The sequence below is a fragment of the Microbacterium sp. NRRL B-14842 genome, assembly GCF_050470785.1.
Window position 1 is genome coordinate 224547 of record NZ_JBFLUM010000001.1, and the last position, 14616, is coordinate 239162.

The following is a 14616-nucleotide window of genomic DNA, read 5'->3' on the forward strand; positions in this document are numbered from 1 at the left end:
CCGCCCATGCTCCGCGGACCGGGGAGCGCGGACGACGCCGCTACGCTTTCCGCATGGAAGCCGGGATCTTCTACGTCCTCGTCGGAGCCGTCGCCGTGGCCGCCGTCGCGCGGTGGCGCGGGTGGCCCGCACCGCTGCTCGTGACCGTCGTCGCGCTGGCCGCCTCGTTCCTGCCGTTCGTGCCGGAGCTGGAGATCGACGGGCACCTGCTGCTCGGCCTCGTGCTGCCGCCGTTGCTGTACTCCGCCGCCCTCGACGTGTCGTTTGTCGGGTTCAAGCGCAGCCTCCCGCAGATCCGCCGTCTCGGGATCTGGCTGGTGCTGCTCACCGCGTTCGCCGTCGGACTCGTGGCCTGGTGGATCCTGCCGTCGCTCACGCTGCCGGGCGCGCTGCTGCTCGGGGCCATCGTCGCTCCGCCGGACGCGGTGTCGGCGGCGGCGATCGGTCGTCGTCTCGGTCTGCCCCGCCGCATCATGACGGTGCTGTCGGGGGAGAGCCTCATCAACGACGCGACCTCGCTCACGCTCTACCGGGTGTTCGCCGCGATCCTCGCCGGGGCGACCGTGTCGATCGGGAGCGGCGTCGGGCAGTTCCTCCTCGCGGTCGGCGTAGGGGTGGGGATCGGGCTCGTCTTCGGGATCGTGCTGCATCAGCTCCGGATGCGCATCGGCGACCCGGTCGTGATCGGCACCTTCGGTCTTCTGGCCCCGTTCGGCGCGTACAACATCGCGGAGCATCTGCTCGGCTCCGGCGTGCTCGCGGTCGTGGCCATGGGCCTCTTCGTCGGCTTCAACGCCCCGCGCACCGACTACACGACCCGGCAGCAGGAGGCGCCGCTGTGGCTGTCGGCCGACCTGCTGCTGGAGAGCTTCGTGTTCGCCTACATCGGCCTCCAGTTCCCGCGGGTGCTCAACGACCTCGGCAGCGAGTCGGTGGGGCACATCCTCCTGCTCTCCGGCGCCGTGCTGCTCGTGGTGCTCGTCGTCCGGCCGCTCTACATCTACCCGATCAGCGCGTGGTCGAACTTCCAGGACCGCCGCCGGCTCGCACGCATGGACCGTGGCATCGCGTCCGGGGAGTTCGACGAGCGTCGTCGGCGGTCCCGGCGGTGGCGCGACCAGAGCACGGACGAGCTGCGGACGCAGATCGTGCGGGAGCGCATGGCGGGTCTGCGGCTCACGTGGAAGGACAACGCGGTCATCTCCTGGGCGGGCATGCGCGGCGTGGTGACCCTGGCGATCGCGGTGGCCGCCGCCGACCTGGCCGGCCTCGACACCGAGGCCGCGCACGCCATCGTCGTGGTCGCCTTCATCGTCACCGTCGGCACGCTCCTGCTGCAGGGGCTCACGCTGCCGCTGCTCATCCGGCGCTTGGAGATCGCCGGGGATGAGGAGCACGAGGAGGACGTCGCGGCGCTGGAGACGGTCAAGGCCAAGAGCCGCGAGGCGGGCAAGGCCTATCTCGCCGAGAAGCGTCGGGAGTGGGAGCAGAAGCACGGCGAGGTCGACCTCGGCATGTTCGACGCGTTCACGAAGCGCATGACCCGGGTGGAGAAGGACACCGACGACGCGCAGCAGGTCGAGGACACCGTGGCCCGCCCGTCCTACGACGACCTCGTCGCGCTGACCAAGGGATGGCTGCAGGTGCGACGGGAGATCCTCGTCGCGGAGCGCGATGCCGGGGAGCTCGACGAGGAGGTCATGCGGGAGCTGCTGGCCGCGATGGACGCCGAGGAGCTCGCGCTCGACACCCGCGGCGCGACCCGCCCCCTGAGCCGCAGCTGACCCCTCCTTCCCCTCGACCCACCCCCTTCCGGTCGACCCACCCCTCTGCGACCGCCCGCAACGGGCCGGGACGCACGCAAAGGGGTGGGTCGACGGGGGTGAAGGGAGACAAGAGCGCCCCACCTCCGGAAGGAAGTGGGGCGCTCGTGAGGAGACCGGGTCAGCGCGCGCCGGCGGGCTCCGGGGTGGAAGCGGCGTCGGCCTCGGGGGCGTCGTCGCCGGAGTCGTCGGCGAAGGGCAGGCCCTCGCGCGGTGCGTTGTAGAGCTCCTCGTCGAGGATGCCCTCGCGCTTCGCGACGATCGCGGGGACGAGTGCCTGACCCGCGACATTCACGGCCGTACGGCCCATGTCGAGGATCGGGTCGATCGCGAGCAGCAGACCGACGCCCTCGAGCGGCAGTCCCAGGGTGGACAGCGTCAGCGTGAGCATGACGACCGCGCCCGTGGTGCCGGCGGTGGCGGCGGAACCGACGACCGAGACGATCACGATCAGCAGGTACTGCACGAAGTTCAGCTCGATGCCGAAGAACTGCGCCACGAAGATCGCGGCGATGGCCGGGTAGATCGCGGCGCAGCCGTCCATCTTCGTCGTCGCGCCCAGCGGCACCGCGAACGAGGCGTAGGAGCGGGGGACGCCGAGGTTGCGCTCGGTCACGCGCTCCGTGAGGGGGAGCGTGCCGATCGAGGAGCGGCTCACGAAAGCGAGCTGCACTGCGGGCCACACACCCGAGAAGTACTGCTTGATGGACAGGCCGTGCGTGCGCACCAGGATCGGGTACACGACGAACAGCACGAGCGCGAGGCCGATGTAGACCGCGCCCGCGAACCAGCCGAGCGACGCGAGCTTCTCCCAGCCGTACTTGATGACGGCGGAGCCGATGAGGCCGAACGTGCCGAGGGGCGCGATGCGGATGATCCACCACAGCACGCGCTGGATGACCTTGAGCAGCGACTCGGTGAAGACGAGGAACGGCTCGGCCTTCTTGCCGGCCTTGAGCGCCGCGATGCCGACGACGGCCGCGACCACGATCACCTGGAGGATGTTGAAGCCGACGCTCGAGGTGAACGCACCCTCGGTGGCGCCGGGGGAGGTGCTGACGGTCAGGCCGAGGAAGTTCTGCGGGATGAGACCGAGCAGGAAGTTCCACCAGGTGCCGACCGTGTACGGCTCGCCGGGCTCCAGGCCGTCGCCGGCGTGGCTGCCCGGCTGGATCACGAGGCCGAGGACGATGCCGATGATGACCGCGATGAAAGCGGTGATCGCGAACCACAGGATCGTCTGGCCGGCGAGGCGGGCGGCGTTCTGCACGCGACGGAGGTTCGAGATGCTGGCGACGATCGCGGTGAAGATCAGCGGGACGACGGCCGCGCGGAGCAGCGTCACATAGGAGCTGCCGATCGTGTCGAGGGTGCCCGACAGGGCGGTCGGGTTCTCGGCCGTGGCGCCGAGCTGGCGGCCGATCAGACCGGCGGCGATGCCGAGGACGAGGGCGGCGATGATCTGGAAGCCGAACGAGGTCAGCAGCTTCCGGACCGGCCCGCGGGTGTCTGGCGCCTTCTGGGCGCGTGCGGTGGTGCTCATTGAGGTGGGGACTCCAGAATCGCGGCGCGCCGGGTGCACGCCATGAGGCTCAACGCTAGGAGAGCCTGAGAATTCCCTGGGCGGATATGACGAAGGATGACGGCCGCCCTCCCGAGGCCGTCATCCCTCGCTGCGATCCCGCCCTCAGGGCGTGACGCAGTCTTGGAGGTTGTCCTGGATGATCTGGGTCGTCAGGGCCTTGTCTGCCTCGTCCCGCTGCTTGTCCTCCCCGTCGGCGATGTAGCCGAGCGTCTCATCACTGAGGTCGGAGTCGACCAGGGCCTCGGCCAGGCAGGTGGCGGCATCGTCGGTCATGGCCTCTTCCTGCGGGGTGCCCTCGAAGACCTTCTGGATGCCGTCGGCGACATCGTCGACCGAGGGGCGGCTCTCTCCGGCGCAGGCGGCGAGGGAGAAGGCGAGGGCAGCGGCCGGGAGGATCGCCAGGAGGCGGAGGCCGCGACGCGAGGGGGTGCGGGTGCTGATCATGGGACGACCGTATCCACTCACAGCCGACTCATAGAAGGGGCTTGCAATCCACTGTATGACCGTGCTCGCCCTTCCGTCGACCCACCCCTCTTCGTGCGTCTCGGCCCCCTGCGTGCGTCCGCAAGAGGCCGGGGCGCGCTCAAGGGGGCGGGTCGACGGGAGTCAGCGATCGGCGAGGACGAGGAGGTCGCCGACCTCGCAGTCGAGCGCCTCGCAGATGGCCCGCAACGTGGAGTAGCGGATCGCGCGGGCGCGGTCGTTCTTCAGCACGGACAGGTTCACGATGCTGACGCCCACGGCGGCGCTCAGTTCCGTCAGCGTCATCCCGCGGGCGACCAGCAGCTCATCCAGACGGCAGTGGATGCCCGTGAACTCGTCGTCGCTCTCCGCCGGGCTCACACCAGCCCCTCCGTCTCGCGCTCCAGGGCGGCCCGCTCCTGCTCCACGCGCATGCCCTGACGGAACACCGCGGCGAGCGCGAGGAGGCCGAGTGCCGCGGCGAACGGCAGCGGTGTCACGGTGAGCCAGTAGGTCTGCGGATACCAGGTGCTGTCCGCCGGCAGGGCCTCCCGCAGTCCGGTGGTGGCGGCGATGCCGTTGAGGAGGTCCGAGAGAACGCCCAGCACCCCGAACGCGATCGCACCCCCGACGAGGGCGCGGGTCACGGTGCGGGAGAACGCGCGGCCGCGGAGGGTGTGGAAGCAGATGAGCGCGAGGACCACGGCGGGGATCGTGGTCAGGGCGAGGGTGCTGAGCTGTGCGGCCGCAGCGAGGAGGCGCAGCCCGAGCGAGGCGTTGCCCACCGTGAAGTCCGACAGCTCCGTGCCGCCGCAGGTGAGCATGGTCGTCGTGCTGTCGCCGTACTCCGAGCACGGGAGGCTCGAGGGCCAGTCGAGGAAGACCGTCGTCGCACCGTGCAGCTCCGCCCAGTCCACCGCGAACGCCTTGATGATGAACGACACCGCCCCGAGGACGGACAGCGTGATCCACCACCCGGACAGCGTGAGCGCCGCGTCGAGGGCGACCGTGCGACTGCCACGGCGACGACTGTTCCAGACCACGAGGGCGACGACGGCCGCGCAGACCGCGAGCGCGATCCCGATGTTGAGCAGAGACGGCCAGACGGCCTCCGAACCGAACGAGATCATCAGACCAGTCCCTCCGTCTCCTTCTCCAGCACGACCTTCTCCTGTTGCAGCCGGATGCCGCGACGGAACGCGACGGCGATGAGGCCGACGGTGACCCCGGTGGCGAAGATCGGCGCGATGCTCCAGAACTCGATGGGGTGCACGGGTTCCCCATCGCCGAGGCCGAGGGCCGCGGTCACGCCGTTGCGTCCCATCGTCTCGAGCATCACGATCGCCATCGGTGCGAGCACCAGTGTCCAGCCGATCACGTCGAAGGCGCGCGCATTGCCCGGCACGAAGAACCGTCCGCGGAGGAAGTTCCAGGCGACGAGCGTGACCGCGCCGATCACGGCGACGGCGGCCAGGGCCCACAGCGCGATGGCGGCGACGATGGCGGCGAGGGACACGCTGTTCACCCCCGTCGCGAAGACCATCGCCTCCTGCGCGATGCCCTCGATCGAGATCTGCCCGGAATCGGTGGTCGCCGAGATCGGCTGCTCGTCGATGGGGAGCGTCCACGCGATCCCGTCGTCGCGGAAGGTGCTGCCCACGCGGAGCACCGTCGCGATGCCGACGGTCACGAGGGCCGCCGCCGCATAGAGGATGACGGTGATCGCATCGGCCCGCTCGGAGCGGGTGGTGGTGGCTGCCATCAGACCAGTCCCTCCGTGTCGCGCTGCAGGCGGCGGCCGATGGTGAAGACGCCGGCCACGAGAGCCAGCGCGAACGCCCACCCGACGGGTGCGAGATCGAACTCCATGAGCAGCGTCCACAGGACGTCCTCGACCGCGGGGTCGGTCGCGGCGAGGTCCTTCACGATCTCGGCCCGGCCGATGCCGCCGGCGAGCTGGCCGAACAGCGTGCCCGCCATCAGCAGACAGGCGGCGACGGCGAACATCCACCCGAGGGAGGCGCGGAACGGGCGGGAGCGGATGAGGGAGACGCCCAGCCACCACACCACCGCGCACAGGGCCACGGTGGCGAGCGCGGGCAGCGCCGTCTCCAGCAGCAGCAGCCAGCGGGCGCCCGTGGGTGGCGCGGTGAGGGTGACGAGGGCGGAGTCGACGGCGGCGCCCTCGATCCCGGCCACCCCGTCGAGGGTGGAGAGGTCGACGTCGTGCACCGGCATCACGACCGTGGGCGACGGGGAGAACAGGGCGTCGGCGGCCTGGGCGACCGCGACGATGGCGCCGATCCCGACGCTGACGGCACCGGTGGCGATGAGCCCGAGCGCGATGCCGTCGGCGAGCGAAGGGTGTCTTTCCGTGGCGAGCATGTGCTCCTCCTGTGGGTCGGTGTTTATCGACTTTCGTTAACATAACGACTGTCGATAAACCCGTCAAGGCCTCGCTATGCCCACGGCGAACACGGGCATACCCGCCATTTCTGGTCGTTACTCTCGATGTACAAGCGCTTCATGCGTCTTCGCCCCGTGCGAATAAGGAGTCAACATGTTCGAGAGATTCACGGACCGAGCCCGTCGAGTGGTCGTCCTCGCCCAAGAAGAGGCGAAGATGCTCAACCACAACTACATCGGCACCGAGCACATCCTGCTCGGCCTCATCCACGAGGGCGAGGGCGTCGCAGCCAAGGCGCTGGAGTCGCTCGGCATCTCCCTCGACGCCGTGCGCGAGCAGGTTCAGGACATCATCGGCCAGGGTCAGCAGCAGCCGACCGGCCACATCCCGTTCACGCCGCGCGCCAAGAAGGTGCTCGAGCTGAGCCTCCGCGAGGCCCTGCAGCTCGGTCACAACTACATCGGCACCGAGCACATCCTCCTCGGCCTCATCCGCGAGGGTGAGGGCGTGGCCGCTCAGGTGCTCGTCAAGCTGGGCGCCGACCTCAACAAGGTGCGGCAGCAGGTGATCCAGCTGCTCTCCGGCGCTCCGGGCCGCGAGCCCGCGTCCGTCGGCGCGCAGTCCAACGACACCCCGTCGGGTGCGCAGGGCGGCTCGCAGGTGCTCGACCAGTTCGGTCGCAACCTCACGCAGGCCGCGCGCGACAACAAGCTCGACCCGGTCATCGGGCGCGAGAAGGAGGCGGAGCGGGTCATGCAGATCCTCTCCCGCCGCTCCAAGAACAACCCCGTCCTGATCGGCGAGCCCGGCGTCGGCAAGACCGCCGTCGTCGAGGGCCTCGCCCAGGCGATCGTCAAGGGCGATGTGCCCGAGACGCTGAAGGACAAGCAGCTCTACTCGCTCGACCTCGGCTCGCTCATCGCCGGGTCCCGCTACCGCGGTGACTTCGAGGAGCGGCTGAAGAAGGTCACCAAGGAGATCCGCACGCGCGGCGACATCATCGTCTTCATCGACGAGATCCACACCCTCGTGGGTGCGGGCGCCGCCGAGGGCGCGATCGACGCGGCCAGCATCCTCAAGCCGCTGCTCGCGCGCGGTGAGCTCCAGACCATCGGCGCCACCACGCTCGACGAGTACCGCAAGCACTTCGAGAAGGACGCCGCGCTCGAGCGCCGCTTCCAGCCGGTGCAGGTGAACGAGCCGACGCTGCCGCACGCGATCAACATCCTCAAGGGGCTGCGCGACCGGTACGAGGCGCACCACAAGGTGCAGATCACCGACGGCGCGATCGTGGCTGCGGCGAACCTCGCCGACCGCTACGTCTCCGACCGCTTCCTTCCGGACAAGGCCATCGACCTGATCGACGAGGCCGGCGCACGTCTGCGTCTGTCGATCCTGTCGAGCCCGCCCGAGCTGCGTGAGTTCGACGAGAAGATCGCCGCCGTGCGCGAGCAGAAGGAGATCGCCTCCGAGGAGCAGGACTTCGAGAAGGCCGCCTCCCTGCGCGATGAGGAGAAGAGCCTCCTCGCCGAGCGTCTGCGTCTCGAGAAGCAGTGGCGTGCGGGCGACGTCGCGACCCAGGCGGTCGTCGACGAGGGCCTGATCGCCGAGGTGCTCGCCCAGGCGACCGGCATCCCCGTGTTCAAGCTGACGGAGGAGGAGTCCAGCCGACTCGTCTTCATGGAGAAGGCGCTGCACCAGCGCGTCATCGGTCAGGAGGAGGCCATCGCGGCCCTCTCCAAGACCATCCGTCGTCAGCGTGCCGGCCTCAAGGACCCGAAGCGTCCCTCCGGCTCGTTCATCTTCGCCGGCCCCACGGGCGTCGGAAAGACCGAGCTGGCCAAGGCGCTCGCGGAGTTCCTCTTCGACGACGAGGCCGCGCTCATCTCGCTCGACATGAGCGAGTTCGGCGAGAAGCACACCGTCTCGCGGCTGTTCGGTGCCCCTCCCGGGTTCGTCGGCTTCGAAGAGGGCGGTCAGCTCACGGAGAAGGTGCGGCGCAAGCCGTTCAGCGTGGTCCTCTTCGATGAGATCGAGAAGGCCCACCCGGACATCTTCAACTCGCTGCTGCAGATCCTGGAAGAGGGTCGCCTCACCGACGGCCAGGGTCGGATCGTGGACTTCAAGAACACGGTCATCATCATGACCACCAACCTCGGTGCGCGTGACATCGCCGGAGGCCCCGTGGGCTTCCAGATCGAGGGCAACAACGCCACGAGCTACGAGCGGATGAAGGGCAAGGTCAACGAGGAGCTCAAGCGGCACTTCAAGCCCGAGTTCCTCAACCGCGTCGACGACATCATCGTCTTCCCGCAGCTGAGCAAGAGCGAGCTGGTGCAGATCGTGGACCTGTTCACGAAGCGCCTCGGCGAGCGTCTGCTCGACCGCGACATGACGATCGAGCTGTCGCAGTCGGCCAAGGAGCGCCTGATCGAGATCGGCTTCGACCCGGCTCTGGGTGCTCGTCCGCTGCGTCGCGCGATGCAGCACGAGATCGAGGACCGTCTGTCGGAGAAGATCCTGCACGGCGAGCTCGACTCGGGCGACCACGTGAAGGTCGACGCGAAGGACGGGGAGTTCCTGTTCGAGCACGGCCCGCGCGGCGAGAAGGTCGCGGTCGGTGTCAACACCGGCGGCGGCGCGATCTCCGGCACGCCCGACCTGGCGATCACCGGCAACGACTGATCCTCGACCCGGTCACCCGAAGGGGCGGATGCGACAGCATCCGCCCCTTCGTCGTCCCCGCTCCGCCGCCCTCCTGGCCACAACTTCGGAGATGGCAGACGACACGCGGGGGCGCAGCCTCTGGGCGGCGGGGTGTCGGTCGGGATCTCCGAAGCTGTGCCCCGTCTGAGAGCCGACGGGAGGAGCGGGTCCTAGGCTGGTCGGGTGAGCGCGTACATCGTCCGGCCGGCCCGCAGCGCCGACATCGTCAGCATCCGGAACCTGCTCCAGCCGATGGTGGAGCAGCGCATCCTGCTCGGCAAGGACCTCGCCGTGCTCTACGGCGCCGTGCAGGAGTTCGTCGTCGCCGAGGCCGACGGCGAGCTGATCGGCTGCGGCGCGCTGCACGTGATCTGGGAGGACCTCGGCGAGGTGCGCACCCTGCTCGTCCGCGACGACTGGCTCCATCACGGCGTCGGTCGGGCGATCGTCGAGCAGCTCGAGGAGAACGCGCGGGCGCTCGGGCTCACGCGCCTGTTCTGCCTCACGTTCGAGGTCGATTTCTTCGGCCGTCGCGGCTTCACCCCCATCGGGGAGCAGGTCGTCGATCCGGACGTGTACTCGCAGCTCCTGCGCAGCGGCGACGCCGGCGTCGAGGAGTTCCTCGATCTCGCGCACGTGAAGCCGAACACGCTCGGCAACACCCGGATGCTCAAGGTGCTCTGAGCCCCGGACGACCGCTCGCGCCTCCCAGGCTCGTGGAGGGGGATCGCTTAACCTGGAGGCATGCCCCGTCACTCCGCCGCCGTCTATCGTCGTCGGCGGTTGGCGGTGCTGTTGGGACTGCTCCTCGTCCTCGCGCTCGTCGGAGCCTCCGTCTGGCTCCTCGTCGCACGACCGTGGGCGGCCGCCGACGGGCAGGGGACCGCACCCGCGCCGACCTCCTCCGCCACCGCCGGTCCGACGCCGTCCGGGTCAGCCTCGCCGTCGCCCTCACCCTCGCCCTCTGCGGACGCCACTCCGGCCGTCGTCGCGTGCGAGGCGAAGGACGTCGAGGTGAAGGCCGTGACGGATGCCGAGTCATACGCCGACGGTGCTTCGCCGAAGCTCTCCATCTCGCTGACCAACAAGGGCACCAGGGACTGCACGATCGACGTCGGCTCCACGACCCAGGTCTTCACGGTCTCCAGCGGCTCGGACGTGTGGTGGCGGTCGACCGACTGCCAGGAGAACCCCAGCAGCATGATCGCCACACTCACCGCGGGATCCACCGTGGTGAGCAAGGAGCCGGTCGTCTGGGATCGCACGCGCTCCAGCGTCGAGACCTGCGCGCAGGAGAACCGGCAACGGGCTCCCGGCGGTGGGGCCTCGTATCACGTGGGCGTCTCGATCGGCGGTTTCCCCAGCGCCACGACCACCCAGATCCTCTTGTTCTGAGGGCGTGACCGGCACTTGTGCTGACAGGGCTCACTCTTTGGGATACCATAGAGGTGACTCTCCCGATATGCGGCAACATGCCATCCCCAGTGGCGTCGAATCACAGCGTCCCCAGCGCTTCGACACCGCCGCTCGAGAGTCCGAGGGCCCTCTCGAGTACCCCAGTCCCCAATGGAGGACTCGAGAGGGCCCCAATCTTTCCCCGGCGCCGCCGCGTCGCCCCGATGCCTAAGCTGGATGCATGGCAGCGAAGAAGGCGAAGTCCGGGAAGAGCGCGAAGAAGAAGCCCGCCCCCGAGGACTTCCGGTCCGAAGCGCTCGCGCTCGCGCTCGAGAAGCAGGACGTCGCCGCAGTCGCGCTCGCCCTGCGGCACGGCACCACCGTCGTCCCGCTCATCAAGCCGGGCGCCCGCGACAACCCGCTCGACAGCGGCGAGGTCTGGACCTACCGCGACCCGAACTCGGGTGACCTCGCCCTCCTGCTGTTCAGCGACGCGAAGAACAAGCCGGCGAACCTGCCGCCCGGCGTGGGCATCTACGACGCGACCTGGCTGCGGGCGTTCCTCTCCGCGCACCCGATCACGACCGTGTTCCTCGACATCGCAGGACCGCACCCGATGCAGGCCGACCCGGTGGAACTGCTCAAGGCCCTCGACGCCTGACCTCAGCCGCGCTCCGGCTCAGAACGGCGGGATGTCCCGGTCGGGCCGACGGGTGCTGTTCCGTGCCCTGACGTCTCCCAGCGCGGCACGCAGCGTCTTCGAACGGTCGTCCACGACCTGCTCGTAGCCGAGTCGCGCGGCTTCGGACCGCCGCTGCGCCGCCTGCGTCACCGGCCGCACCTCACCCGCGAGACTGAGCTCGCCGACGGCGGCGACCGTACGCGGGACCGAGATCATCTGGATGGATCCGGCGACGGCGATCGCGATGGCGAGGTCGGCCGCGGGCTCCGTGAACCGCACGCCGCCGACCGTGGACACGTACACGTCGAGGCTGCCGGTGGGCACGCCCGCCCGGCGCTCGAGGATGGCCAGCACCATGGCCACCCGCGAGGAGTCGAGGCCGTGCACGATGCGGCGGGGGTTCGGGGCGTTGCTCGGCACGGTGAGCGCCTGCACCTCGACCGGGAGAGCGCGACGGCCCTCGAGGGAGATGGCCACACAGGTCCCGGGTTCGGAGGCGCCCTGCGACAGGAACAGACCGGACGGGTCGGGGACCTCGGCGATGCCGTCTCCGGTCATCTCGAAGCAGCCGACCTCGTCGGTGGGGCCGAAGCGGTTCTTCAGCGCCCGGATGAAGCGCAGCGAGGTCTGCCGGTCGCCCTCGAAGTGGCACACGACGTCGACGAGGTGCTCCAGCACCCGGGGCCCCGCGACCTGGCCGTCCTTGGTCACGTGCCCGACGATGATGATCGGCAGGTCGCGCTCCTTCGCCACCCGGATCAGGGTCGCGGCGACCTCCCGCACCTGGCTGGGCTGACCGGCCGCGCCGTCGGTGAGGGACGACGACACGGTCTGCACGGAGTCGACGATGACGAGCTGCGGCTGCACCTCGTCGATGTGTCCGAGGATGGTGGCGAGGTCGGTCTCGCTCGCGAGGTAGAGCTCGTCGTGCAGCGCGCCCGTCCGCTCCGCCCGCAGCCGCACCTGGGCCGGCGACTCCTCCGCGCTCGCGTACAGCACCCGTCGCCCGCTCCGCGCCGCTTGCGCGGCGACCTCGAGCAGCAGGGTCGACTTGCCCACGCCGGGCTCGCCGCTGAGGAGGATCGCGGCTCCCGGCACGATGCCGCCGCCGAGCACACGGTCGAACTCGCCGACGCCGCTCGTGCGCCGCGGGGCGTCCTGGGTCGTGATCTGCGTGATCGGTCGTGCGGCGCGATCGGCGGTCGGGGCGAGCGCGTTCACGCGACGGAGGATCCCGGTCTGCGCGGCCTGCTCCTGGACCGTGCCCCACTGCTGGCACTCCCCGCAGCGGCCGACCCACTTGGCCGTCGTCCACCCGCACTCGGTGCAGACGTACGCGGGGGGAGCGGGTTTCCGGGTGGCCATGCCCCCAGGCTATCGGCGGGATCAGACATCCCTATCGACCAGGCGATTATTCACGGCCCGGTTCCCCCGACGGCCACCGGTCCCGGCCGATAATTGAGACATGTCCAACGGCGGGTCCGTCTGCGGGCCGATCTCCAGCTACTCCCGGGTGCGCATCCTGCACCTCCTCTTCGAGGCCGGGCACTCCGGTGCCTCCGGAGAACTCGCGATCGGCGACCTGTGCGAGGCCACCGGCCTCCACCCGAACACGGTGCGCGAGCACCTCCAGCGGCTCATCGAGGGCGGCTACGTGATCCCGACCGTGGAGCACCGCACCACCCGGGGCCGTCCTCGAACGCTGTACCGTGCCGCCACCGGCGCCCCCGACGCCTCCAGCCCGGTCGCGCGGAACAAGGCCAAGGCCGCCGCCCGTCGCGGCGACCTCCTCCGCAGCGTCCTTCCCGGCACCGGAAGCGCCCTCGGGAGGGACGCCACCTACCAGCTCGACGCCCTCGTCGAGCACCTGGAGGAGAGCGGTTTCGAGCCGGTCGTGGATGACCGCGGGCTGACCGTCGACCTGAGCCCGTGCCCGCACGCGGCCGGCCGGCCGGAGGACCGCCCGATGCTGTGCCAGGTGCATCTCGGCCTGATGCAGGGCATCCTGGCAGAAGCGGGGGGTCCGCTCGAAGCCGAGTGCGTGCGCGAGGCCGCGCTGCCCTCCGAATGCACCGTGCAGCTGCGCGACACCGCCGCGCAGGCGTCGAACAGAACGGGAGTCGCTCATGGAATGGCTTGATCCGCTCGCCCTGGCCCGATGGCAGTTCGGGCTGACGACCGTCTACCACTACCTCTTCGTCCCGCTGACGATCGGCATGGCGCTCGTCGCAGCCATCTTCCAGACGGCGTGGGTGCGCACGGCCAAGGTCCAGTACCTGCACCTCACCCGCTTCTTCGGCAAGATCTTCCTCATCAACTTCGCGATGGGGGTCGTCACCGGCATCGTGCAGGAGTTCCAGTTCGGGATGAACTGGTCGGACTACTCCCGCTTCGTCGGTGACGTCTTCGGCGCCCCGCTCGCCTTCGAGGGCCTGCTGGCGTTCTTCTTCGAGGCGACCTTCATCGGCCTCTGGATCTTCGGCTGGGACAAGCTCCCGCAGAAGATCCACCTCGCCACCATCTGGTGCGTCTCGATCGGCAGCATCCTGTCGGCGTACTTCATCATCGCCGCCAACGCGTTCATGCAGAACCCGGTCGGCTACACGTACAACGAGGTGACCAACCGCGCCGAGCTCACCGACTTCTGGGCGCTGCTGACCAACCCCGTCGCCCTCGCCGCGTTCCCGCACACCATCTTCGGCGCGCTCATGTTCGCCGCCGGTGTCGTCATCTCGGTGTCCGCCTGGCACCTGGCCCGCGGGCAGCACTTCGACACCATGCGCGTCTCGCTGAAGTTCGGCCTCTGGGCGATGATCTTCTCCACGGCGGGCGTCGTGCTCACCGGTGACCAGCTGGGCCTGGCGATGTACGCCGCGCAGCCGATGAAGATGGCCGCAGCCGAGGCGACGTTCAACACGGTCTGCGGCGCCGACGCCTCCTTCAGCATCTTCACGCTGGGCACGCCGGACGGCAGCTCCGAGCTGTTCTCGATCCGGGTGCCGTACCTGCTGTCGCTGCTGTCGACCCACACGCTCGACGCTTGCGTGCACGGCATCAACGACCTGAACGCCGAGTACGCCCAGACCTACGCGAGCACCGGCCTCACCGACTTCGCCCCCGTCCTGTGGATCACGTACTGGTCGTTCCGCTGGATGATCGGCCTCGGCATGGCCGCCGCCCTCGTCGCCGTCGCCGGCCTCTGGGTCACGCGCAAGAAGGCCACGAAGCCGGTCGCACCGTGGATGTGGAAGGTCGCGATCTGGTCGTTCCCGCTCGCGCTCGCCGCCAACATCATGGGCTGGGTGTTCACCGAGATGGGCCGACAGCCGTGGATCGTGTTCGGTCTGATGTCCACCCGCGACGGCGTCTCGCCGGGGGTGAGCGGACTCGAGGTCCTGATCTCGCTGATCGCCTTCACCGCGATCTACGCCGCGCTGGCCGTCGTCGAGGTCCGGCTGATCGTCAAGGCCGCCCAGAAGGGGCCGGACACCGACGAACAGCCCCATGAGGAGACGGCTCAGCTGCCGTCGGTCGTGTACTGAGAGGAACGAGCATC

Annotated in this window: 14 protein-coding genes; 7 read left to right on the plus strand and 7 right to left on the minus strand. The window is 69.5% G+C overall.

Going from position 1 to position 14616, the window contains the following annotated elements; all coding sequences use genetic code 11:
• Positions 1-53: 53 nt before the first annotated feature.
• A complete protein-coding gene (locus AB1285_RS01070; RefSeq protein ID WP_370429148.1) occupies positions 54-1784 on the plus strand; it encodes a cation:proton antiporter in 1731 nt (576 codons plus the stop codon).
• 160 nt (positions 1785-1944) lie between these two features.
• Here the strand turns inward: AB1285_RS01070 and AB1285_RS01075 are convergent, their stop codons facing one another.
• The 6 genes from AB1285_RS01075 to AB1285_RS01100 form a co-directional block, all read right to left on the minus strand.
• Entirely contained in the window at positions 1945-3366 is a 1422-nt protein-coding gene (locus tag AB1285_RS01075) for a dicarboxylate/amino acid:cation symporter (RefSeq protein ID WP_187662442.1), read from the minus strand.
• A 144-nt stretch (positions 3367-3510) separates the two neighbouring features.
• Positions 3511-3852 carry a hypothetical protein gene (locus tag AB1285_RS01080; RefSeq protein WP_370429147.1) on the minus strand — a complete coding sequence of 114 codons (342 nt, stop codon included), beginning with the start codon at positions 3850-3852 and terminating at the stop codon, positions 3511-3513.
• A 162-nt stretch (positions 3853-4014) separates the two neighbouring features.
• Positions 4015-4251 (minus strand): helix-turn-helix domain-containing protein, encoded by a 237-nt coding sequence (locus AB1285_RS01085; protein WP_071329944.1) that lies wholly within the window; start codon positions 4249-4251, stop codon positions 4015-4017.
• Positions 4248-5000: a hypothetical protein gene (locus AB1285_RS01090; RefSeq protein ID WP_370429146.1), complete on the minus strand. Its 753-nt coding sequence runs from the start codon at positions 4998-5000 to the stop codon at positions 4248-4250. Before AB1285_RS01090 ends, AB1285_RS01085 begins: the two co-directional genes overlap by 4 nt.
• The gene (locus AB1285_RS01095) at positions 5000-5632 is read right to left on the minus strand and encodes a hypothetical protein (protein ID WP_370429145.1); all 633 of its coding nucleotides are present in this window, start codon (positions 5630-5632) and stop codon (positions 5000-5002) included. Before AB1285_RS01095 ends, AB1285_RS01090 begins: the two co-directional genes overlap by 1 nt.
• Positions 5632-6255, minus strand: coding sequence for a hypothetical protein (locus AB1285_RS01100; RefSeq protein ID WP_370429144.1), 624 nt, complete (start codon positions 6253-6255; stop codon positions 5632-5634). Before AB1285_RS01100 ends, AB1285_RS01095 begins: the two co-directional genes overlap by 1 nt.
• A 175-nt stretch (positions 6256-6430) precedes the next feature.
• On the opposite strand from AB1285_RS01100, the gene AB1285_RS01105 reads away from it, so the two are divergent.
• The 4 genes from AB1285_RS01105 to AB1285_RS01120 all read left to right on the plus strand — a co-directional run bounded on the left by AB1285_RS01105 (position 6431) and on the right by AB1285_RS01120 (position 11039).
• Positions 6431-8962 (plus strand): ATP-dependent Clp protease ATP-binding subunit, encoded by a 2532-nt coding sequence (locus tag AB1285_RS01105; RefSeq protein ID WP_071329948.1) that lies wholly within the window; start codon positions 6431-6433, stop codon positions 8960-8962.
• 204 nt (positions 8963-9166) lie between these two features.
• Positions 9167-9667 (plus strand): amino-acid N-acetyltransferase, encoded by a 501-nt coding sequence (locus AB1285_RS01110; RefSeq protein WP_259955273.1) that lies wholly within the window; start codon positions 9167-9169, stop codon positions 9665-9667.
• Between the two features lie 60 nt (positions 9668-9727).
• On the plus strand, positions 9728-10378 hold the full coding sequence (locus AB1285_RS01115) for a hypothetical protein (RefSeq protein ID WP_187662437.1): 651 nt from the start codon (positions 9728-9730) through the stop codon (positions 10376-10378).
• A 241-nt stretch (positions 10379-10619) separates the two neighbouring features.
• Positions 10620-11039 carry a dehydrogenase gene (locus tag AB1285_RS01120; RefSeq protein ID WP_187662436.1) on the plus strand — a complete coding sequence of 140 codons (420 nt, stop codon included), beginning with the start codon at positions 10620-10622 and terminating at the stop codon, positions 11037-11039.
• 18 nt (positions 11040-11057) lie between these two features.
• On the opposite strand, the gene radA is transcribed toward AB1285_RS01120, so the two are convergent.
• Positions 11058-12425 carry a DNA repair protein RadA gene (gene radA / locus AB1285_RS01125; RefSeq protein ID WP_187662435.1) on the minus strand — a complete coding sequence of 456 codons (1368 nt, stop codon included), beginning with the start codon at positions 12423-12425 and terminating at the stop codon, positions 11058-11060.
• Positions 12426-12525: 100 nt separating this feature from the next.
• On the opposite strand from radA, the gene AB1285_RS01130 reads away from it, so the two are divergent.
• Entirely contained in the window at positions 12526-13200 is a 675-nt protein-coding gene (locus AB1285_RS01130; RefSeq protein WP_187662434.1) for a helix-turn-helix transcriptional regulator, read from the plus strand.
• Positions 13187-14602, plus strand: a complete 1416-nt coding sequence (locus AB1285_RS01135; protein ID WP_363590456.1) for a cytochrome ubiquinol oxidase subunit I — start codon at positions 13187-13189, stop codon at positions 14600-14602. The genes AB1285_RS01130 and AB1285_RS01135 overlap by 14 nt, the downstream gene beginning before the upstream one ends.
• Positions 14603-14616: the final 14 nt, after the last annotated feature.

What these genes read in the sequence shown, in the direction of transcription:
- AB1285_RS01070 (WP_370429148.1), top strand. Translation starts at nt 54, where the DNA reads ATGGAAGCCGGGATCTTCTACGTCCTCGTCGGAGCCGTCGCCGTGGCC.
- AB1285_RS01075 (WP_187662442.1), bottom strand. Translation starts at nt 3,366, where the DNA reads ATGAGCACCACCGCACGCGCCCAGAAGGCGCCAGACACCCGCGGGCCG.
- AB1285_RS01080 (WP_370429147.1), bottom strand. Translation starts at nt 3,852, where the DNA reads ATGATCAGCACCCGCACCCCCTCGCGTCGCGGCCTCCGCCTCCTGGCG.
- AB1285_RS01090 (WP_370429146.1), bottom strand. Translation starts at nt 5,000, where the DNA reads ATGATCTCGTTCGGTTCGGAGGCCGTCTGGCCGTCTCTGCTCAACATC.
- AB1285_RS01095 (WP_370429145.1), bottom strand. Translation starts at nt 5,632, where the DNA reads ATGGCAGCCACCACCACCCGCTCCGAGCGGGCCGATGCGATCACCGTC.
- AB1285_RS01100 (WP_370429144.1), bottom strand. Translation starts at nt 6,255, where the DNA reads ATGCTCGCCACGGAAAGACACCCTTCGCTCGCCGACGGCATCGCGCTC.
- AB1285_RS01105 (WP_071329948.1), top strand. Translation starts at nt 6,431, where the DNA reads ATGTTCGAGAGATTCACGGACCGAGCCCGTCGAGTGGTCGTCCTCGCC.
- AB1285_RS01115 (WP_187662437.1), top strand. Translation starts at nt 9,728, where the DNA reads ATGCCCCGTCACTCCGCCGCCGTCTATCGTCGTCGGCGGTTGGCGGTG.
- AB1285_RS01120 (WP_187662436.1), top strand. Translation starts at nt 10,620, where the DNA reads ATGGCAGCGAAGAAGGCGAAGTCCGGGAAGAGCGCGAAGAAGAAGCCC.
- radA (WP_187662435.1), bottom strand. Translation starts at nt 12,425, where the DNA reads ATGGCCACCCGGAAACCCGCTCCCCCCGCGTACGTCTGCACCGAGTGC.
- AB1285_RS01130 (WP_187662434.1), top strand. Translation starts at nt 12,526, where the DNA reads ATGTCCAACGGCGGGTCCGTCTGCGGGCCGATCTCCAGCTACTCCCGG.
- AB1285_RS01135 (WP_363590456.1), top strand. Translation starts at nt 13,187, where the DNA reads ATGGAATGGCTTGATCCGCTCGCCCTGGCCCGATGGCAGTTCGGGCTG.